General features: G+C 60.5%; 16 protein-coding genes. 5 read left to right on the top strand and 11 right to left on the bottom strand.

The window, feature by feature from the left end; genetic code table 11:
- Positions 1-94: 94 nt before the first annotated feature.
- From cmk to mtnA, 7 genes are all read right to left on the bottom strand, one after another.
- Positions 95-784 (bottom strand): (d)CMP kinase, encoded by a 690-nt coding sequence (cmk, locus tag KW846_RS13760; RefSeq protein ID WP_007973641.1) that lies wholly within the window; start codon positions 782-784, stop codon positions 95-97.
- Positions 781-2,988 (bottom strand): bifunctional prephenate dehydrogenase/3-phosphoshikimate 1-carboxyvinyltransferase, encoded by a 2,208-nt coding sequence (locus KW846_RS13755; protein WP_256356734.1) that lies wholly within the window; start codon positions 2,986-2,988, stop codon positions 781-783. Before KW846_RS13755 ends, cmk begins: the two co-directional genes overlap by 4 nt.
- 28 nt (positions 2,989-3,016) lie before the next feature.
- Positions 3,017-4,129, bottom strand: coding sequence for a histidinol-phosphate transaminase (hisC, locus tag KW846_RS13750; RefSeq protein WP_007973644.1), 1,113 nt, complete (start codon positions 4,127-4,129; stop codon positions 3,017-3,019).
- A gap of 12 nt (positions 4,130-4,141) precedes the next feature.
- Positions 4,142-5,236 carry a prephenate dehydratase gene (gene pheA, locus KW846_RS13745; RefSeq protein ID WP_007939916.1) on the bottom strand — a complete coding sequence of 365 codons (1,095 nt, stop codon included), beginning with the start codon at positions 5,234-5,236 and terminating at the stop codon, positions 4,142-4,144.
- Positions 5,236-6,321 carry a 3-phosphoserine/phosphohydroxythreonine transaminase gene (serC, locus tag KW846_RS13740; RefSeq protein ID WP_007973646.1) on the bottom strand — a complete coding sequence of 362 codons (1,086 nt, stop codon included), beginning with the start codon at positions 6,319-6,321 and terminating at the stop codon, positions 5,236-5,238. Before serC ends, pheA begins: the two co-directional genes overlap by 1 nt.
- Before the next feature lie 203 nt (positions 6,322-6,524).
- The gene (gene gyrA, locus KW846_RS13735; protein WP_007973648.1) at positions 6,525-9,179 is read right to left on the bottom strand and encodes a DNA gyrase subunit A; all 2,655 of its coding nucleotides are present in this window, start codon (positions 9,177-9,179) and stop codon (positions 6,525-6,527) included.
- A 416-nt stretch (positions 9,180-9,595) separates the two neighbouring features.
- Positions 9,596-10,672 (bottom strand): S-methyl-5-thioribose-1-phosphate isomerase, encoded by a 1,077-nt coding sequence (mtnA, locus tag KW846_RS13730; RefSeq protein WP_218482789.1) that lies wholly within the window; start codon positions 10,670-10,672, stop codon positions 9,596-9,598.
- Positions 10,673-10,780: 108 nt separating this feature from the next.
- On the opposite strand from mtnA, the gene KW846_RS13725 reads away from it, so the two are divergent.
- The 5 genes from KW846_RS13725 (at position 10,781) to KW846_RS13705 (ending at position 15,765) form a co-directional block, all read left to right on the top strand.
- The gene (locus KW846_RS13725; protein ID WP_218482787.1) at positions 10,781-12,115 is read left to right on the top strand and encodes a TRZ/ATZ family hydrolase; all 1,335 of its coding nucleotides are present in this window, start codon (positions 10,781-10,783) and stop codon (positions 12,113-12,115) included.
- Positions 12,116-12,172: 57 nt separating this feature from the next.
- Positions 12,173-12,871 carry a bifunctional 2-polyprenyl-6-hydroxyphenol methylase/3-demethylubiquinol 3-O-methyltransferase UbiG gene (ubiG, locus tag KW846_RS13720; RefSeq protein WP_007985381.1) on the top strand — a complete coding sequence of 233 codons (699 nt, stop codon included), beginning with the start codon at positions 12,173-12,175 and terminating at the stop codon, positions 12,869-12,871.
- Between the two features lie 4 nt (positions 12,872-12,875).
- Entirely contained in the window at positions 12,876-13,547 is a 672-nt protein-coding gene (gene mupP, locus KW846_RS13715) for an N-acetylmuramic acid 6-phosphate phosphatase MupP (protein ID WP_116580021.1), read from the top strand.
- A gap of 185 nt (positions 13,548-13,732) precedes the next feature.
- Positions 13,733-14,473, top strand: coding sequence for a YciK family oxidoreductase (locus KW846_RS13710; RefSeq protein ID WP_007999919.1), 741 nt, complete (start codon positions 13,733-13,735; stop codon positions 14,471-14,473).
- A gap of 365 nt (positions 14,474-14,838) precedes the next feature.
- Entirely contained in the window at positions 14,839-15,765 is a 927-nt protein-coding gene (locus KW846_RS13705; RefSeq protein WP_218482786.1) for a GGDEF domain-containing protein, read from the top strand.
- Positions 15,766-15,898: 133 nt separating this feature from the next.
- Here the strand turns inward: KW846_RS13705 and KW846_RS13700 are convergent, their stop codons facing one another.
- The 4 genes from KW846_RS13700 to KW846_RS13685 form a co-directional block, all read right to left on the bottom strand.
- Positions 15,899-16,660, bottom strand: a complete 762-nt coding sequence (locus KW846_RS13700) for a TenA family transcriptional regulator (protein WP_256356713.1) — start codon at positions 16,658-16,660, stop codon at positions 15,899-15,901.
- 76 nt (positions 16,661-16,736) lie between these two features.
- Positions 16,737-19,196 (bottom strand): EAL domain-containing protein, encoded by a 2,460-nt coding sequence (locus KW846_RS13695; RefSeq protein WP_116580018.1) that lies wholly within the window; start codon positions 19,194-19,196, stop codon positions 16,737-16,739.
- 168 nt (positions 19,197-19,364) lie between these two features.
- Positions 19,365-21,182: an ABC transporter ATP-binding protein gene (locus KW846_RS13690; protein WP_218479641.1), complete on the bottom strand. Its 1,818-nt coding sequence runs from the start codon at positions 21,180-21,182 to the stop codon at positions 19,365-19,367.
- Entirely contained in the window at positions 21,175-21,810 is a 636-nt protein-coding gene (locus KW846_RS13685; RefSeq protein WP_218482784.1) for a DsbA family protein, read from the bottom strand. The genes KW846_RS13690 and KW846_RS13685 overlap by 8 nt, the downstream gene beginning before the upstream one ends.
- Position 21,811: the final 1 nt, after the last annotated feature.

Raw genomic sequence — 21,811 nt, 5'->3', positions numbered from 1 at the left:
AAAACGCCCATCTCCACACCCCAGACGGTGTGGGTTAGTTTCATTTAAAAGAAGCCACCGCAGGACTATGACTGGTCCCCTGCGGCCCTCTTGGTCACCCGGCGATATCGCGTATGGCGATCTCGCTCATGATGCGTTCCAGCACCTGATCGATGGACAATTCCGTGGAATCCAGCTGTATGGCGTCAGCCGCCGGTTTGAGCGGGGCTACCGCTCGCTGGGTGTCACGCTCATCGCGCGCACGTATCTCATCTAGCAGACTCGACAGACTAACACCCTCGACTTTGCCCTTCAACTGCAAATATCGGCGGCGCGCCCTCTCCTCGGCACTGGCGGTCAGAAAAATCTTCAGCGGCGCATCAGGAAAAACCACCGTTCCCATGTCGCGCCCATCCGCCACCAAGCCCGGCGCTTCCTGAAAAGCACGCTGGCGCTGCAGCAGCGCCTCGCGTACAGCGGGCAACGCAGCGACCTGGGAAGCGCCGGAACCGACGCTTTCGGTGCGAATGACATCGCTGACTTCATCACCTTCCAGAATGATGCGTTGCAACTGACCGTCCGTCGCCGCGATGAACTGCACGTCCAGATGAGCGGCAAGTTTCTTCAGCAGCTCTTCGTTGGTCAGGTCGACACCATGGTTGTGCGCGGCGAAAGCCAGCAGGCGGTACAGCGCACCGGAGTCCAGCAGGTTCCAGCCCAGGCGCTTGGCCAGAATCCCGGCTACCGTGCCCTTGCCCGAACCGCTTGGCCCGTCGATGGTGATGACCGGTGCAATGTTGTTCACGACTGCGCCTCTTGTGCCACACGAATGCCGACCTGCGCGCACAGCGCCAGGAAGTTCGGGAACGACGTCGCGACGTTGGCGCAATCATGAATGCGGATCGGTGCACTGGCGCGCAGCGAAGCAACGCTGAACGCCATGGCGATACGGTGATCACCATGACCGTGCACTTCACCGCCGCCGATCTGGCCGCCGTCGATGATGATGCCGTCCGGGGTCGGTTCGCATTTGACGCCCAGTGCCAGCAGACCATCCGCCATGACCTGGATGCGATCCGATTCCTTGACCCGCAGCTCTTCGGCGCCGGTCAGCACCGTGCGCCCTTCGGCACAGGCAGCGGCCACGAACAGCACCGGGAATTCGTCGATGGCCAACGGGACCAACTCTTCGGGAATCTCGATACCTTTGAGTTTAGCTGCCCGCACACGCAGGTCAGCCACAGGTTCGCCGCCGACTTCACGCTGGTTTTCCAGAGTGATGTCCGCGCCCATCAGGCGCAGGATGTCGATCACACCGGTACGGGTCGGATTGATGCCGACATGCTCGAGCACCAGGTCCGAACCTTCGGCGATCGATGCAGCCACCAGGAAAAACGCCGACGACGAAATGTCGCCCGGCACTTCGATGTGGGTCGCGGCCAGCTTGCCGCCGGACTCAACCGATGCCGTGGCCCCGTCAACGCTCACCGGGTAGCCGAAACCGCGCAGCATGCGCTCGGTATGGTCGCGGGTCGGAGCCGGCTCGGTCACGGTGGTCTTGCCTTCGGCATACAGACCGGCCAGCAACAGGCAGGACTTAACCTGGGCGCTGGCCATCGGCATGGTGTAGGTCAGGCCCTTGAGCTTGTTGCCACCACGGATGGTCATCGGTGGACGACCTTCGGCGGCGGTCTCGATCACCGCGCCCATTTCACGCAGCGGGTTGGCCACGCGATTCATCGGGCGCTTGGACAGCGAGGCGTCGCCGGTCAGGGTGCTGTCGAAGTCCTGCGCGGCCAGCAGGCCGGACAGCAGGCGCATCGACGTACCGGAATTGCCCAGGTAGATCGGGCCCGGCGCCGGCTTCAGGCCGTGCAGGCCAACGCCGTGAATGGTCACGCGCCCGTGGTGCGGACCTTCGATGACCACGCCCATGTCACGGAACGCCTGCAAGGTCGCCAGGGCATCTTCACCCTCGAGGAAGCCTTCGACTTCGGTGACGCCCTCAGCGAGGGAACCGAGCATGATCGAACGGTGGGAAATCGATTTGTCACCTGGTACGCGAATCCGACCGGACAGGCGGCCACCAGGTTGAGCCAGGAAAATCAGATCGTTGGAATTCATAGCGTCCACATAGGCCCTGCGGGCCAGGATTTTACTGAAATGCTCGCGGGCAACCCGGGCGCGAGTGAAAACGCCCAACAATTGGTGCCCATCCCCTGCATCGACCGCGTCGCGCAAGGCGTCGAGATCGCTGCGAAATGTATCGAGTGTGCGCAGGACAGCTTCGCGGTTGGCGAGGAAGATGTCGTGCCACATGACCGGGTCGCTACCGGCGATTCTTGTGAAATCGCGGAAACCGCCCGCAGCGTAACGGAAGATCTCAAGATTTTCATTGCGCTTGGCCAACGAATCGACCAGACCGAACGCCAGCAAGTGCGGCAGATGACTGGTCGCGGCCAATACTTCGTCGTGACGCTCGACCTGCATGTGCTCGACATCGGCACCCAGCGCGCGCCACAAACGGTCGACCACTGCCAAGGCAGCCGGATCGGTCTGATCCAGCGGCGTCAGGATCACCTTGTGCCGACGGAACAGTTCGGCGTTGGAGGCCTCGACCCCACTCTGCTCGGAACCGGCAATCGGATGCCCCGGCACGAAGCATGGCGGCATCGTGCCGAATGCTTCAGTGGCAGCGCGCACCACATTGCCCTTGGCACTACCGACATCGGTCAGGATCGCCTGCCCCAGGTCCATGCCAGCCAGACGCGCAAGCACTTTCTCCATGGCCAGGATCGGCACCGCCAGCTGAATGACGTCGGCGCCCTGACAAGCAACGCCCAGGTCTTCTTCGCAGCGATCCACCACCCCCAACTCGACCGCGAGCTTGCGCGATTGTGGATCGAGATCGACCCCGACCACTTCGCGACACATCCCGCTTTCGCGCAACCCCTTGGCAAACGAACCGCCGATCAACCCCAGACCAACCACCACCAGGCGACCGATCATAGGTTCGGCAGATTGCAGTGCAGTGACATCAACCACGAGCCAGAACCTTGGTCAGCGCATCCAGGAAGCGGCTGTTCTCTGCCGGCAGACCAATGGTGACGCGCAGGTGATTCGGCATGCCGTAGTTGGCCACCGGGCGCACGATCACACCTTCACGCAGCAAGCCCTGGAACACCGGAGCCGCGACTTGACCGAGATCGACGCAGATGAAATTGCCCTTGGATGGAATCCAGCTCAGCCCCAATTCACGGAAACCGGCTTCCAGCTGCTGCATGCCGGACTCGTTCAACTGACGGCTTTGCGCCAGATACTCGTCGTCCTTCAACGCCGCACAGGCCGCGGCCAGAGCCAGGCTGTTGACGTTGAATGGCTGGCGCACACGGTTCAACACGTCTGCGACTACCGCCGTGGACAAGCCATAACCCACGCGCAGCGCTGCCAGGCCATAGGCCTTGGAGAAGGTGCGGGACACCAGCAGGTTCGGATAAGCCGCGAGGAAGTCCAGGCCATCCGGCAGATCGCTGCCTTCGGCGTACTCGATATAGGCCTCGTCCAGCACGACCAGCACATGCTCCGGGACATCCTGCAGGAATTCATCCAGCGCCTCGGCGTCGAACCAGGTCCCGGTCGGGTTGTTCGGGTTGGCGATGAAGACCACACGGGTATTGGCATCGATGGCTGCCAGCATTGCAGGCAGGTCATGCCCCCAATCCCTGGCCGGAACCACCTTGGCCTGCGCACCGACCGCCTGAGTGGCAATCGGATAGACAGCGAACGCATGCTCACTGAACACGGCATTCAGGCCCGGTGCCAGATAGGCACGCGCGACCAGTTCCAGAATGTCGTTGGATCCATTGCCCAGCGTAACCTGATCAAGCTCGACTCGGCACTGCTCGGCCAACAGGCTCTTGAGGGCAAAGCCGTTGCCGTCCGGATAACGGGTCAGCTCGGCCAGCGCATCACGGATGGCCGCCAGCGCCTTGGGGCCGGGGCCCAGCGGGTTTTCGTTGCTCGCCAGTTTGATGATGCTGGCTGGATCGAGGTCCAGCTCGCGAGCCAGTTCGTCCACGGGCTTACCCGGAACGTAAGGCGAAAGTTGTTGCACGCCCGGCTGTGCCAGAGCGAGGAAATTGCCACTCATTTGCTACCGCCTTTAGAGAACTGCTTTCGGGTAGGAACCCAGCACTTTGAGTGCCACTGCTTCCTGACTGATTTTTTCCAGCACACCTTTTACCAGCGGATCGCGGTGGTGGCCGACAAAATCGATGAAGAACACGTAGGTCCATTTGCCGCTGCGCGACGGACGGGTCTCGATACGCGTCAGGTCGATGCCGTTGTCGTGGAACGGCACCAGCAACTCATGAAGTGCACCCGGCTTGTTGCTCATCGAGACGATGATCGAGGTCTTGTCGTCACCGGTCGGCGGCACTTCCTGGTTACCGATCATGAGGAAGCGCGTGGAGTTATCCGGGCGGTCCTCGATTTTTTCGGCCAGACGGGTCAAGCCGTACAGGCCGGCCGCCATGTCACCGGCAATCGCCGCCGAGTTCCACTCGCCCTTGACCCGTTTGGCCGCTTCGGCGTTGCTGGACACCGCCACGCGCTCGACATTCGGGTAATGGGCGTCCAGCCACTTGCGGCACTGGGCCAGGGACTGGGCGTGGGAGTAGATGCGACTGATGCTGTCGGTCTTGGTGTTTTCACCAACCAGCAAGTGATGGTGGATACGCAGCTCGACTTCGCCGCAGATCACCATGTCATGTTCGAGGAAGCTGTCGAGGGTGTGGTTGACCGCGCCTTCGGTGGAGTTTTCCACTGGCACCACGCCAAAGTTCACCGCCCCGGCCGCCACTTCACGGAAGACTTCGTCGATCGCCGCCATCGGCTTGCTAATCACCGCATGACCGAAGTGCTTCATGGCCGCCGCCTGGGTGAAGGTACCCTCAGGGCCAAGATAAGCCACCTTCAACGGCTGCTCGAGTGCCAGACAGGAAGACATGATTTCGCGGAACAGCCGCGCCATCTCTTCGTTGCCCAGTGGCCCCTGGTTACGCTCCATGACACGCTTGAGCACCTGAGCCTCACGCTCAGGACGATAGAACACCGGCACTTCGCCTTCGGCCAGCGAGGCCATCTTTACTCGCGCGACTTCCTGGGCGCAGCGCGCACGTTCACTGATCAGCTCCAGGACCTTTTCGTCCAGGGCATCAATGCGCAGGCGCAGTGCCTTGAGTTCTTGCTCAGACATTAGCCGTGTTCCTTCTCGAACTCTGCCATGTACGAAACCAGCGCGTTGACGGCGTTGATGTCGACGGCGTTATAGATGGAGGCGCGCATGCCGCCCACGGAACGGTGGCCCTTGAGGTTCAACAGGCCGCGCTCGTCGGCACCGGCCAGGAACGGTTTGTCCAGACGATCGTCAGCCAGGCGGAACGGCACGTTCATCCACGAGCGATCCGACTTGTTGATCGGGTTGCTGTACAGGCCGCTGGCATCGATGAAGCTGTACAGCGTGCGCTGCTTGACTTCGTTCAGCTTGCCGATGGCCTCGACGCCGCCCTGCTCTTTCAGCCACTCGAACACCAGGCCGGACAAGTACCAGGCCAGGGTCGGCGGGGTGTTGTACATCGAGCCGTTGTCGGCCGCGACCTTGTAGTTGAGCATGGTCGGGCACAGGGAGCGGGCCTTGCCGAGCAGGTCTTCGCGAACGATGTTGACGACGATACCGCTCGGGCCGATGTTTTTCTGGGCACCGGCGTAGATCATGCCGAAACGCGACACATCCACCGGGCGCGACAGGATGTCCGAAGACATGTCGGCCACCAGCGGAACGTCACCGGTTTCCGGAATCCACTGAAACTCCAGGCCACCGATGGTTTCGTTCGGCGCGTAGTGAACGTAGGCCGCGTCTTTCGACAGTTTCCACTCGTTCTGACCGGGAATGGCGAAATAGTCGTAGGGCTTGGCGGTGCCGGCAACGTTGACGTGGCCGTAGCGCGAAGCTTCTTCGATGGCTTTCTGCGACCAGATACCGGTGTCGATATAGTCGGCCGAGCCGTTTTCCGGCAGCAGGTTCAGAGGAATCTGCGCGAATTGCTGGCTCGCGCCACCTTGCAGGAACAGCACTTTATAGTTCGAGGGGATATTCAGCAGATCACGCAGATCCTGCTCGGCCTTGGTGGCGATGGACACGAACTCATCACTGCGATGGCTCATTTCCATGACCGACAGACCCTTGCCGTGCCAGTCGAGGAGTTCACCCTGGGCGCGCTGCAGGACAGCTTCGGGAAGCGCCGCAGGACCGGCACAGAAGTTATAGGCTCTCTTGCTCACATCCAATCTCGCTCTGATTTCAATCAATCTATTTGATCTGTAGGAGCTGTCGAGCGAAGCGAGGCTGCGATCTTTTGATCTTTATTCCTGAAGGCAAGATCAAAAGATCGCAGCCTCGCTTCGCTCGACAGCTCCTACATGAGAACAATTCGACAATTCAAACAACAAGGGGGCGAATTTTCATCCGCCCCCTGCTTACCCGCTTATTCCTGTGGCTCTTCGTCAGCAGCGGCGTCGAGTTGCTGGTCTTCAACGGCATCGTCGATCACGACTTCACCATCGAACACCGCACCCTCTTCACCCTCCAGTTCTTCACCTTCGATTTCCGAAGGTTCCTGAACCCGCTCCAGTCCGACCAGGGTTTCATCCTTGGCCAGCTTGATCAGGGTCACGCCCTGGGTGTTACGACCCAGGCTGGACACTTCGTCGACACGGGTACGAACCAGGGTGCCCTGGTCGGAAATCAGCATGATTTCCTCGCCGTCGAGCACCTGGACGGCGCCAACCAGGCGGCCGTTACGCTCGTTGCTGACCATGGCGATAACGCCCTGACCGCCACGCTTGTACTCAGGGAACTCGGTGATCGCCGTGCGCTTGCCGAAACCACGCTCGGAAGCGGTGAGGATCTGGCTGCCTTCTTCCGGGATCAGCATGGAAATCAGCTTCTGGCCTTCCGGCAGACGCATGCCGCGCACACCGCGGGCGGTACGGCCCATGGCGCGAACGTCGGATTCCTTGAAGCGAGTGACCTTGCCGCCGTCGGAGAACAGCATCACTTCACGCTCGCCATCGGTAATGGCGGCAGAAATCAGCACGTCACCTTCATCCAGTTCCAGTGCGATCAAGCCGACGCTGCGCTGACGGCTGAAGGATTCCAGCGGGGTCTTCTTCACGGTGCCGTTGGCGGTGGCCATGAAGATATAGTGACCTTCGGTGTATTCCTCGACCGGCAGCATGGTGGTGATGTATTCACCGTCATCCAGCGGCAGTAGGTTGACCAGCGGACGACCACGGGCCGCGCGGGATGCTTCAGGGATTTCGTAGGTCTTTAGCCAGTACACCTTGCCCTTGCTGGAGAACAGCAGCAGCGTGGTGTGGCTGTTGGCAACCAGCAGGTGAGCGATGTAGTCCTCATCCTTGACGCCGGTCGCCGACTTGCCTTTACCGCCACGACGCTGGGCCTGATACGCAGCCAATGGCTGGGTCTTGGCATAGCCGCCGTGGGAGATGGTCACGACGCGCTCTTCTTCCGGGATCATGTCGCCCAGGGTCAGGTCAAGACGGGCATCAAGGATCTCGGTGCGACGCACGTCGCCGTACTCGGCGCGAATCACTTCCAGCTCTTCGCGGATCACTTCCATCAGGCGCGTGGCGCTGTTGAGGATGCGGATCAGCTCGCCGATCTGGTTGAGGATCTCTTGATACTCGGCCAGCAGTTTTTCGTGTTCCAGACCGGTCAGGCGGTGCAGACGCAGTTCCAGAATGGCTTGCGCCTGTTCCGGCGACAGGAAGTACTTGCCGTCGCGCAGACCGTATTGCGGATCGAGGTTTTCCGGACGGCAGGAATCGGCACCGGCACGCTCGACCATCGCCACCACGGCCGAGGATTCCCAAGGGGTGCTGACCAGCGCTTCCTTGGCTTCCGACGGCGTTGGCGAGGCCTTGATCAGGGCGATGACCGGATCGATGTTCGACAGGGCAACCGCTTGACCTTCAAGGATGTGACCACGCTCGCGCGCCTTGCGCAGTTCGAACACGGTACGGCGAGTGACGACTTCGCGACGGTGACGAACGAAGGCTTCCAGCAGGTCCTTGAGGTTCAGGATCCGCGGACGGCCGTCGATCAGCGCGACGATGTTGATGCCGAACACCGCTTGCAGCTGGGTCTGGGCGTAGAGGTTGTTGAGGATCACCTCAGGCACTTCGCCACGGCGCAGCTCGATCACGACGCGCATACCGTCCTTGTCGGACTCGTCGCGCAGTTCGGTGATGCCTTCGAGCTTCTTCTCTTTTACCAGCTCGGCGATCTTCTCGATCAGACGCGCCTTGTTCAACTGGTAAGGGAGTTCGGTGATGACGATCTGCTGGCGGCCACCGACCTTGTCGATGTCTTCGATCATCGAGCGGGCGCGCATGTAAATGCGGCCACGGCCAGTGCGGTAGGCTTCGATAATGCCGGCGCGGCCGTTGATGATCGCAGCGGTCGGGAAGTCCGGACCCGGGATGTACTGCATCAGCTCGTCGACAGTCAGCTCGGGATTGTCGATGAGCGCCAGGCAACCGTCGATGACTTCACCGAGGTTGTGAGGCGGAATGTTGGTCGCCATGCCCACGGCGATACCGCTGGAGCCGTTGACCAGCAGGTTGGGAATACGGGTCGGCATGACCGCCGGGATCATTTCGGTGCCGTCGTAGTTCGGCACCCAGTCCACGGTTTCCTTATGCAGGTCGGCCAGCAGCTCGTGCGCCAGCTTGGTCATGCGCACTTCGGTGTATCGCATGGCCGCGGCGTTGTCGCCGTCCACCGAACCGAAGTTGCCCTGGCCGTCTACCAGCAGGTAGCGCAGGGAGAATGGCTGCGCCATCCGAACGATGGTGTCGTACACCGCGGTATCACCGTGCGGGTGATACTTACCGATCACGTCACCGACAACACGGGCAGATTTCTTGTACGGCTTGTTGAAGTCGTTGCCCAGCTCGCTCATCGCGAACAGCACGCGCCGGTGCACGGGCTTCAAGCCATCGCGCGCATCCGGCAGTGCCCGCCCGACAATTACGCTCATCGCGTAGTCGAGGTAGGACTGCTTCAGCTCGTCTTCGATATTGACCGGGAGGATTTCTTTGGCCAGTTCGCCCATGAGAAGCCTGATTCCTTTTTCTGGTGAAACTTCGTCAGGACCAACGAAGCTCGCCGCTGCAGGCTCGGTGCCATGCATTGGCTTACGACAAATCAACGAGTTATGCCATGGATCTGCGCAGTAAAGATCACCCCGCAGGGCAACCTTGGAAACCGCCGGATGTTATCACAAGAGCCGCCACGCACCTATCCCCCAGACGCGCATGGAGAGTAGTTAGTTGACCGGTGACAGGCTTGAAGGGGACGAGAGGGGCTTAGAGCCGTGTTGAATGGAGAATTTATGGCCGATTCGGGTTGATTTGTTGGCTTTCAGGGCCTCTTCGCGGGCAAGCCCGCTCCCACAGGTTTTGTGAACACCCTAAGACACTGTGGGAGCGGGCTTGCCCGCGAAAGCGATTGTGCAGACGCCAACGATAATCAATGCAGACGCTTGCGGCACATCAACTGCGCCATCTTCGCCGTATCCGGGCGTTCGACAATGCCTTTTTCGGTGACGATCGCATCGATCAAGTCCGCCGGCGTCACGTCGAACACCGGGTTGAAGGCATGGACATCGGCCCCGACGCGCTTGCCACCGACCTCGAGCAACTCGCGGCCATCACGCTCCTCAATCGGAATGTCGTCGCCACTGGCCAGGTTCATGTCGATGGTCGAACTCGGCGCCACCACCATGAAGCGCACGCCGTGGTGCATGGCGTTGACGGCCAACTGATAGGTGCCGATCTTGTTGGCCACATCGCCATTGGCGGTGATCCGGTCAGCGCCGACGATGACCCAGGTGGGGCCTTTGGTCTTCATGATATGCGCGGCGGCGGAGTCGACATTGAGGGTCACGGGAATGCCTTCATTGGCCAGTTCCCATGCAGTCAGCCGCGAGCCCTGCAGCCATGGGCGGGTTTCGTCGACATAGACCTGCTCGACCATCCCCTCGATGAATGCAGCGCGAATCACCCCCAGCGCCGTGCCAAAGCCGCCCGTGGCCAGTGCGCCAGTGTTGCAGTGGGTCAGGATCGCCTGGGCATTGCCCTGATGCTTGCGGATCAGGTCGACACCCAGTTGCGCCATGGTCAAGTTGGCTTCTCGATCACTTTCATGAATGGCAATGGCCTCGGCCTCCAGCACCTCCAGTGGATCGGCATTGTCTTTCAGGCGATCAAGCCGGTCATGCATGCGGCCCAGCGCCCAGAACAGGTTGACCGCCGTAGGACGGGAATCGGCCAGCAGCATGAAATCCTCTTCCAGCGCCGCATACCAGTCGCCACCTTCGGCAATCCGGGCACGGGCCGCGAGCACGATGCCATAAGCGGCGCTAATGCCGATGGCCGGCGCGCCACGCACCACCATCGAGCGAATGGCCTCGGCCACACCGGCTGCACTGGTGTAGGCGATCCAGCTTTCCTCGAACGGCAAAATACGCTGATCCAGCAGATGAAGAGCGCCATCACGCCAATCGATGGCCTTTACCTTTTCCGCAGCCAACAGTCGATCGCGCATCCCTCACCCCGCACTCATGAACAAAAGCCGCCGATTATAGCGATCCCCCCGCGAAGACGCTCGGGTATACTTCGCCATCCTTTACAAAAGCACTGGAACCGACCCTCGATGCCGAACACTGCCGCTGCGCTCGACCTGTTATTGCTGCCGACCTGGCTGGTACCCGTCGAACCCGCTGGTGTCGTCCTCAAGGAACATGGCGTGGGCATCCGTGATGGACGCATCGTGTTTATCGGCCCACGTTCCGCCGCACTGAAGCTTAACGCAACCGAAATCCGCGAATTGCCCGACATGCTGCTCAGCCCCGGCCTGATCAATGCCCACGGGCACGCGGCGATGACCCTGTTCCGCGGCCTGGCCGATGACCTGCCATTGATGACCTGGCTGGAAAACCACATCTGGCCCGCCGAAGCCAAGTGGGTCGACGAGGACTTCGTTCGCGACGGCACCGACCTTGCCATCGCCGAGCAAATCAAAGGCGGCATCACCTGCTTCTCTGACATGTACTTCTTCCCGAAGGTTGCCAGCGAGCGCGTGCACAACAGCGGCATTCGCGCGCAGATCGCGATTCCGATCCTCGATTTCCCTATTCCGGGCGCCGCTACGGCGGACGAAGCCATTCGTCAGGGCGTTGAACTGTTTGGCGATCTCAAGCACCACGAGCGCATCAAAATCACCTTCGGCCCCCACGCCCCCTACACCGTGGGCGACGAAAACCTGGAAAAAATCCGGGTGATCGCCGAGGAACTGGACGCCTCGATCCACATGCACGTGCATGAAACCGCGTTCGAAGTGCAGCAATCGGTCGAGCAGCGCGGTGAGCGCCCGCTGGCCCGCCTGGCGCGCCTGGGCTTGCTCGGGCCGCGCTTCCAGGCAGTCCACATGACCCAGATCAGCGAAGAAGACCTGGCGCTGCTGGTAGAAAGCAACAGCAGCGTGGTTCATTGCCCCGAGTCGAACCTGAAGCTGGCCAGCGGCTTCTGCCCGGTCGAGCGTTTGTGGGAGGCCGGGGTCAATGTCGCGGTCGGCACCGATGGCGCCGCAAGCAACAATGACCTGGACCTGCTCGGCGAAACCCGCACCGCGGCCCTGCTGGCCAAGGCTGTCGCCGGCTCGGCCACCGCGCTGGATGCCCATCGCGCCTTGCGCATGGCCACCCTCAATGGCGCCCGTGCGCTGGGCATCGAAGCCGAAACCGGCTCGCTGGAAATCGGCAAGGCCGCGGACATGGTGGCTTTCGACCTCTCCGGCCTGGCCCAGCAACCGGTCTACGACCCGGTTTCGCAGCTTATATACGCCACCGGCCGGGACTGCGTGAAACACCTTTGGGTGGCCGGCAAGCAACTGCTCGACGACCGTCGCCTGACACGCCTGGATGAACAACAGCTTGGCGCTGTCGCGAAGGCCTGGGGCCAGCGCATCAGCGGCCGTACCGAATCGTAAGCACCCCGGAACACATCCGGGGCAACAGGATTTTTCAAGTTTCAGAGGACTTAAACCATGAGCAACGTCGACTACGCCGAAATCGCCAAATTCGAGGCCCTGGCCCATCGCTGGTGGGACCGCGAAAGCGAATTCAAACCGCTGCACGACATCAACCCGCTGCGGGTCAACTGGATTGACGAGCGGGTCAATCTGGCCGGCAAGAAAGTCCTCGACGTAGGTTGCGGCGGCGGCATCCTCAGCGAAGCCATGGCCCAGCGCGGCGCAACCGTGATGGGTATCGACATGGGCGAAGCGCCGCTGGCGGTTGCCCAGTTGCATCAGCTGGAGTCGGGCGTCAACGTCGAATACCGGCAGATCACCGCCGAAGCCCTGGCCGAGGAAATGCCCGAGCAGTTCGACGTGGTCACCTGTCTGGAAATGCTTGAGCACGTGCCAGACCCGTCGTCGGTCATCCGCGCCTGCTTCCGAATGGTCAAGCCCGGCGGCCAGGTGTTCTTCTCCACCATCAACCGCAACCCGAAGGCGTACCTGTTCGCCATCGTCGGTGCCGAATACATCATGAAGCTGCTGCCGCGCGGCACCCACGACTTCAAGAAGTTCATCCGCCCTTCCGAACTCGGTGCCTGGAGCCGCATGGCCGGCCTGACCGTCAAGGACATCATCGGCCTGACCTACAACCCGCTGACCAAGCACTACAAGCTGGCCGCCGATGTGGACGTCAACTACATGATCCAGACCCTGCGCGAGGAGTAAGCCGATGCGAATCAGAGCAGTTCTTTTCGACATGGACGGCACTCTGCTCGACACCGCGCCAGACTTCATTGCGATCTGTCAGGCGATGCGTGCCGACCGCGGCTTGCCCCCGATGAACGACAAGCACATCCGCGACGAGATTTCCGGCGGCGCCAGGGCAATGGTCGCCGTGACCTTCGCCATGGATCCGGAATCGCCGGGTTTCGAAGCCTTGCGCCTGGAGTTCCTGGAGCGCTACCTCGTCGGTTGTGCGGTACACAGCAAGCTGTTCGACGGCATGGCCGAGTTGCTCGCCGATATCGAGAAAGCCAACCTGATCTGGGGCGTGGTCACCAACAAGCCATTGCGCTTCGCCGAGCCGATCATGCAACAACTGGGGCTGTCCGAGCGTTCGGCGCTACTGATCTGCCCGGATCACGTGAAGAACAGCAAGCCGGATCCGGAGCCGCTGATCCTGGCCTGCAAGATGCTCGACCTGGACCCGGCCAGCGTGCTGTTCGTTGGCGATGACCTGCGCGACATCGAGTCGGGCCGTGATGCCGGCACCAGGACGGCCGCGGTGACCTTCGGCTACATCCACCCTGACGATAACCCGCGTCACTGGGGTGCGGACGTGGTGGTCGATCATCCGCTGGAGTTGCGCAAGGTTTTGGATAGCGCCCTCTGTGGCTGCTGAGTCGAATCAGATTTTGTGGCGAGGGAGCTTGCTCCCGCTGGGTCGCGGAGCGGCCCCTTTATCTGCAACCGCATTTTTGTCAGACACACCGCATCGAATGGTTTTACGACTGCTTCGCAGCCGAGCGGGAGCAAGCTCCCTCGCCACAGGTTTCGGTGTCCGCATTAATTGTGTTGAGGTTTTTTATGTTTGATTATTCCGCCCGCCCCGAACTGCTCAAGGATCGGGTCATTCTGGTCACCGGCGCAGGACGCGGCATCGGCGCCGCAGCGGCAAAGACCTACGCAGCCCACGGCGCAACCGTGCTGCTGCTGGGCAAGACCGAAGCCAACCTGACCCAGGTCTACGACGAAATCGAAGCCGCCGGGCATCCACAACCGGCAGTGATCCCGTTCAACCTCGAAACCGCCCTGCCCCATCAGTACGATGAGCTGGCGGCGATGATCGAAAGCGAATTCGGGCATCTCGACGGCCTGCTGCACAATGCCTCGATCATCGGCCCGCGCACGCCGATCGAGCAGCTTTCCGGCGAAAACTTCATGCGGGTCATGCAAGTCAACGTCAATGCCATGTTCATGCTCACCAGCACATTGCTGCCGTTGCTCAAGCTGTCACAGGACGCCTCGGTGGTGTTCACTTCCAGCAGCGTCGGCCGCAAAGGGCGTGCGTACTGGGGCGCTTACGGCGTCTCCAAATTCGCGACCGAAGGCCTGATGCAAACTCTGGCTGACGAAGTCGATACCGTGGCCCCGGTACGCTCCAACAGTATCAACCCGGGCGCTACCCGCACCAGCATGCGCGCCCAGGCCTACCCGGGGGAAAACCCGCTGAACAACCCGACGCCCGAGGAGATCATGCCGGTCTACCTGTACCTGATGGGCCCGGACAGCACCGGTATCAATGGTCAGGCCTTCAACGCCCAATAACTACCATACGTCGCTTATCGGTGCCGCGCCGGCTTCCCGCCGCGGCACTCGAAGACACCCCGGCACCTGTCAAACAACCGTCACACGCTGCGCCATGCCGGTAGCAGTCGAAGCACAACCATTTGATTTAATACGAATTTTATTTTGATGAACCGAATGGCACGACTTTCGCTCTAAGTTTGCTCAGACACGCAACGTGAAAGCAGACGGGGTGAAGCGTGAGTGCAGTCGTTACTCATCTTCCAGAAAGCAGATTAAACTTGTACGAAATGTCCTACGGGACTGATGGACCAGTACGACGCGCAGCCCTAAGCCGCTCTCACCCTGCTTGTAAGACAGCCTTACTGCTCAGGGGCGCACGCCTAATGAAACCACCTTCCCAGACCAACGCAATTGACTTCGATAGCGCCAAATTGCAGCGCCTGGGCTTTGGTCAGCAGCCGCCTCTTCTGGAACGGCCCGTCAGCCTTGCGCAAATGCGCCAGCAACTGGGCCTGCAACTGCAAACCAGTCTGGAACCGCAACGCATTCTTGGGACTTTCTATCGCGAGATTCAGCGATTGGTGCCGTTGGACGCCTTGTGTTACCTGCACAAAAGCAGTGATCTGCGCCTGGAATTCGGCCAGCGTGGCCACCATTCCATCAGTTACAACCTCAGCCACGATGGCGAACACCTGGGTGAACTGATTTTCCGCCGCAATCAACGTTTCAGCGAACAGGAACAGGGCAATCTCGAATCGCTGCTGGCCGCGCTGCTGTTTCCGATGCGCAACGCGCTGCTTTACCGTACTGCCACCCAGAGCGCACTGCGCGACCCGCTGACGGGCACCGGTAACCGCATCGCCATGGACCAGACGCTGCAGAGGGAAATCGAGCTGTCCCGGCGCCATCTGCAACCGTTATCGGTGTTGATGCTGGACATCGATCATTTCAAGCTGGTCAATGACACCCATGGCCACAGCACTGGCGATCACGTGCTCAAGGCCGTTGCCGCCTCGATCAAAAACCAGCTGCGCAACGTCGACATGGTGTTCCGCTATGGCGGTGAAGAGTTCCTGATACTGCTCTCCAATACCAGCCGCGAAGCCGCGGCCATGGTAGGGGAAAGGCTGCGGTTTGCGGTGCAGTCCGAAGAGTACCCAGCCGAAGGGCAGACGATCTTGCTGACAGTCAGCCTCGGCTGTTCGACCCTGTTGCCCGGCGAATCTGCCAACAGCCTGTTGCGACGGGCAGACAGCGCGCTATATGTGGCCAAACGCGAAGGGCGTAACCGGCTGGAGATGGCGGGCTGATATTCAGCCACGACACAAACCAATGTGTGCGGGCTTGCTCGCGAATGCGGAATATCAGCGACATCCATGCCGCCTGACACTCCGCTTTCGCGAGCAAGCCCGCTCCCACAGTTTTTATTGCGTTATAGCTGAATCAGCCTTCGGCCAATGCCATCCGCTCACGCACGACCGGCGCCCGCTCTGCGTGCTCCAATTGCATGCAACGCTCGAGAAACAGGTACATATAGTCGTAACTCTTGCAAACGGCCTGGCGCAACTCCACCTGCAGTGCTTTGCTCGGGTTGGTGCCCGCCAATGTACAGATGATTTCCAGGGCTTCCCACGGATGGGCATCGTCGTACTGGGCATGCATCTTCAGCCACTTCATCGCCCGCTTGCGATCCTCCTCGGGGAACGAGGCGGCATAGATACCGTTGGAACAAACGACCGCCGACCATTCACCGGTGGCTCCTTCGATGGCGTAGTTGGTGGCGGCAATCGCAACGATCAGCGAGTCGGCCGAACTGGTGTGCCAGCACCAATGGCTCAACGCGTGAAGCTCCGGTGCAACCTGCTGTGCCTGCAGGTCCTCCAGGCTGACACCGTGCGCGCGACTCCAGTGCACCCAGTAATCGGCGTGGTTCAATTCGACGCGAATGTTGCGCATCAGCCAGCGACGGGCCATGTCTTCACCGGGATGACGGGCGAAGCGGGTCTTGGTCAGGTTTTGTGCCATATACAACGCGAACTGTTCGACCACCGGCCAGCCACCGATCAGGTATTGGCGCATGGTCTTCGCACTGAGTTTGTTGTCTCGCATGCGTTGGTACAGTTCGTGTTCGACAACCCGGCGCTTGCTCTCGCTGCAATCCTGGATCAGGCGCTGGGCCCAGGCAGGGTAACTTGCAGCTTCCATGAGCGGTCCGGTTCGGTTGAATGTGTCGATCACTGTCGAGCTCCTTTTGATTGTGATTGTAAGACCGGCAGGAATTTCAACGGAACGTGCCCGGGGCCTTGAACAACATCGGCTGGGGCCTGGCAGGACGACTCAACAAGCTATCGCTGGTAAACAGATGCGGGCGCTCAATCACATACCCTTGAGCGTAATCCACCCCGATCTCCAGCAATGCCTGCTCGATCTGGGGCGTTTCGACAAACTCGGCAATCGTGCGTTTACCCATGACATGGCCGATGTGATTGATCACCTCGACCATGGCGCGGTTAATCGGGTCGTCCAGCATATCCTTTACGAAACTCCCGTCGATCTTCAAGAAGTCTACAGGCAAATGTTTCAGGTACGCGAATGAGGACATTCCGGCACAAAAGTCGTCCAGTGAAAAATGGCATCCTAAGCCTTTGAGTTCATTAATGAATCTAATGGCACTGCCAAGATTTGAAATAGCACTGGTTTCAGTAATTTCAAAACAAATCATTTCAGGCGGAATCGAATGCGTCACAAACTGTTCCCGCAGGAAATCCAGGAACGCTTCATCCCCGATCGTCGTGCCTGACAGATTGATCGCACACATGGCCAGCGGGCCTTGGCCTTGCTCGGCCCGACATTGGGCAATGATCTTGAACACGTTCTGCACCACCCAACGATCAAGCGAGCTCATCAGGCCATAACGCTCGGCAGCCGGAATGAAGCTATCGGGCAAGATCATCCGCCCGGCTTCATCATGCAAACGCAGCAGAATTTCAATATGCCCTCCGTCCCGCTCGACATGACCCAAGGGGACGATTTCCTGGGCGTACAGGCAGAAGCGGTCTTCCTCCAGCGCCATGTGCAAACGTTGTACCCAGGCCATTTCGCCGAAACGCAGGGACAGCTCCGAGTCATCCGGATGATAGACCTGGACCCGGTTGCGGCCCTTTTCCTTGGCCATGTAGCACGCCATGTCAGCAGCACGCAGAGAGACTTCGAGCGTCGTCGGATTCTGCGCGACATGAACCAGCCCGATACTGACAGTGGTGACGAAGGGTCGGCCCTTCCAGACAAAATGCAGATTCTGCACAGTCTGGCGCAGGCTCTCGGCAATTTTCTCCGCCGCTTCCGGCGCGCAGTTTTCCAGCAGGATGCCGAACTCGTCGCCGCCAAGGCGCGCCAGGGTATCGCCTTCGCGCAGCCCCGATTGCAGCAAGGCGCAGATATGCCGCAACAGTTCGTCGCCCGCCGCATGGCCGCAGGTATCGTTGACCAGTTTGAACTGATCCAGATCGAGGAACATCAGGGCATGGCGTCCCGAGTAGCGGGTCAGGTTGTGCAGCGCCTGTTCCAGGCGATATTCGAATTCACGACGGTTGGCGAGCCCGGTCAAGGCATCGTGGGTCGCCTGCCATGACAGATTGGCGATGTATTGCCGCTCCTGGGTCATGTCATGCAGCACCAGCACCGTCCCGCTGACTTTGCCGGCATTGCGGATGGGCGCGCCCACCAGCGTGACCGACACCGTGCTGCCGTCCAGGCGTTGAATCAGCCTGGAGTGCTCGCTGCCGCCACTGAGCTGGCCGCTGAGAATATGCTCGATAAGGGTGAAGCCATCGGTCTGGGCCTCTTCGTCCAACAGGTTGAACAGCGCCGCCAGCGGCAAGCCTGTCGCCTGCTCGGCCTTCCAGTGGGTCAATGCCTCGGCCGCCGGATTCATGTAGGCAATCGCACCGGAAACATCCGTGGTGATCACGCCGTCGCCAATCGATTGCAGGGTGATCTGCGCCCGTTCTTTCTCAAGCTGCAGCGCATCGGCGAAGGCATGGCGCTGCTTGAGCAGCTTGTGGGTGCGCATCAGCGCCAGTGCAATCAATCCAAGCGCAGTGGCGAGGTTAGTCAGCAGCAGCAGACGAAGAATGACCCGCGACCCTTCCCCCAGCGCATCACTGAAGGCTTTCGCAGCCGGAGTCACTTCATCATTGATCGCGAAAATCTGCTCCTTCCAGCGCTGGATATCCGCAACAGAGGCAGGCCTGGCATTGATGTGCTGATGCATGTCCCTGGCAACGTCGTCGAGCTTGGCCAGATAGGCATCCCCAACGGTCCACAGGTCGATGGCTTTTTCGAGGTAACTGAAGTGACGAAAGTTGAGGTACAGCCAGATCAGGCTGGAAACGTCGTCCGGGTGGTTGCCCCCCTTGAGAATCGCCAGGCGCGCCGCTTCGATGTTCGGCGGATGCTGATCCAGCGCCACACGCAATTCATGCCCGCCTTGGGGCACGGAAATGGCGTTCTGGTACTTATGAAATGTCCCTTCGTCGCCGCTGTCGGCGTAAAGGTTGAGGTAATAGATGGCATCTTTCTGGCCCTTGGACCAAAGGCTTTCGCCGGCAACATAGCCGCGAACAGCCGACAGCACATATAGGCTAACGCCGCCCAGCAAGGCTTGAAACAACACAACGGCGATAAATGGCCAGACAATGCCCAACAACCGTGGCGTTCCGAGAGTCCGCGTTTGATTCATGAGGTCCCTTGCATTAGCACTGCTTGCTCGTCTTCCGGACGAAATCGCTAACGCTAGACTAGGTTGCGATTCCGATCCCGGCAAGCGACAAGCTATGCCCGGAGGGTGTATCGCGGCCACTGAATTCGGCCGCGACGATGTTTTTTTTATAATATTGATGACATCCGGCTACAACCGCTGCAAGTGACCGTATAGCTTGGCGTACAAACCACCGTCGGCAATCAGTTGCTGATGATCGCCATCTTCTGCGATCTGCCCGCCGTCGAACACCAGCACACGATCAGCCTGTTTCACCGCCGAAAGGCGGTGGGCAATGATCAACGTGGTGCGGTTGCTCAGAAACCGCGCCAGGGCCTGGTGCAGGTTGTATTCGGTGGCGGCATCCAGCGCAGAGGTGGCTTCGTCGAGGATCACCACCTTGGGCTCGGCCAGCACCATCCGGGCGATGGCCAGGCGTTGACGCTGTCCGCCGGACAAACGCACGCCGGAGCGCCCGACGACGCTGTCCAGGCCATTGGGCAAATCCCGCACCGTGCCGTGCAATTGGGCGATCTCCAGTGCATGCCAGCAAGCCTCGTCACTGCGCTCACGGCCCATGGTCAGGTTGGCCCGGATAGTGTCGTTGAACAGCGCCGGATGTTGCAGGACCACGGCAACATTTTCCCGCACGGTTTCCAGGCCGATCTCCTGCTGGGTCGAACCGCCAAAGCGAATGGTTCCGGCCGACGGCGTGTACAAGCCCAACAGCAGTTGCACCAGCGTGCTCTTGCCCCCGCCACTGGCGCCGACGATCGCGACCTTTTCGCCGGGGGCGATGGACAGGTTCATCTGGTTCAGGACCAGTTCATCGCCATAACCAAAGCTCAACCCTTGTACTTCCAGCCCGACCGTCTCGCGCCCGATGAATGGGTCGACGCCGCCCGGGTATTCAGGCTCATCATCACGCGACAGCAGCTCATTGATCCGCGACAGTGCACCGCCGGCAGCGTAGTAGGCATATTGCAGGTTCAGCAACTGTTCGACCGGACCGATCATGAACCACAGGTAGCTGAACACCGCGAGCATCTGGCCGATGGACAGGTCGGAGAACAACACCGTGAGCATGGCCGCTGCGCGGAAAATATCGATGCCGAACTGGAACAACAAACCGCTGGCCCGGTTCGACGCATCGGTTTTCCATTGCGAATTCACCGCATAGTCGCGCACGTCACGGGCGCGTTGCCCCAAGCGACCGAGGAAAAAACCCTGACGGTTACCGGCGCGAACTTCCTGGATGGCATCCAGGGTTTCGGTCAGCGCCTGGGTAAAGCGCGAAGTGCTGTCGTTCTCGAGTTTCTTCAGGTGCTTGACCCGTTTGCCCAACTGCACCGTGGCGTAGATCACCAGCGGGTTGAACAGCAGGATCAGCAATGCCAGCTTCCAGTGCATCCACATCAGAATGCCCGCCGTACCGACCAGGGTCAGCATGGCCACGAGGAAACGGCTGAGGGTTTCACCAACGAATTTGTCCAGCGTGTCCAGATCGGTGACCAGATGCGTGGTCACCGTGCCGCTGCCCAGGCTTTCGTATTCACCCAGCGAGATACGCTTGAGCCGTTCGATCAGGCGTATGCGAATGCGGTAGACGATGTCCTTGGCCAACCCGGCGAACAATTTCGCCTGCACCACGTTGAACAGCAACGCCGTGCAGCGCAGGGTCAAGGTCACCAGCAACATCAGGCCGATGTAGCCCGCCGCTTTTTGCCAGCCTTCGGGCAGCGCATGGTTCATGATTTTCAGCGCGGCGTCACCGTGCCCCAGCAACACCTCGTCCACCAGCAATGGCAGGAGCAAGGGAATCGGCACGCTGCACAAGGTCGCCAGCACGGCCACGCCGTTGGCGATCCACAGGGACTTCTTGTGATGCAGGGCCAGACGACGGATTTCCGCCCAACTCAGACGGTCGACACGTTTAGCGGTAGCGACGTCATCGGGCAGGTCATGCACAGGCAGCGCGCTCCAGCCAGCGGCCGAGCAGCGGGGACAGCACACTCAGAGGCTGATAGCCGTTGGTCAGCAATGCCAATTGACCCTTGCGCTCAGCGAGCAATGTAGGAAATCCGGCGATGCCCAGGTCCTGGACCCAGGTGAAGTCAGCGGCGGTGGCTGCGTGCATATCAGCCCGATCGAAAGCACCTGCAAACTCGATGCGCGGCAAACCGGCCTGTTCTGCCAACTCGACCAACACACCGGCCTGGGTGACATCACGGCCTTCGGCATAAAATGCGTGCTGAATCAGCCCGAGCAGTTTCAACGCGCAATCCGGCGCCAGGCTGCGCGCCGTCACCAAGGCCCGACAGGCAGGCTCGGTATCGTAGACAAAACCGTCGGGCAGCGCGCCGTCGAGCTTGAACGGCTGGCCAGTGGCCTCGTTGACCGCCTGCCAATGCTCAAAAATATAGCGTCGGGTGGTCGGTTCCAGCGCCGCACCGCTACCGGTGCGCAAACCACCCACGATCAGATGCACATCCACACCCGCGGCTTGCGCCTGCTCGACCAGCGCGTTGGCCACCGGGGCGAACCCCCAGCACCAGGAACACATCGGATCCATCACATAGAGCAGGCGCGCAGACATG

Source organism: Pseudomonas sp. PDM32, from assembly GCF_019219225.1.
Taxonomy (GTDB): Bacteria; Pseudomonadota; Gammaproteobacteria; order Pseudomonadales; family Pseudomonadaceae; genus Aquipseudomonas; species Aquipseudomonas laurylsulfatiphila.
This window is presented reverse-complemented; position numbering and strand designations above follow the sequence as displayed.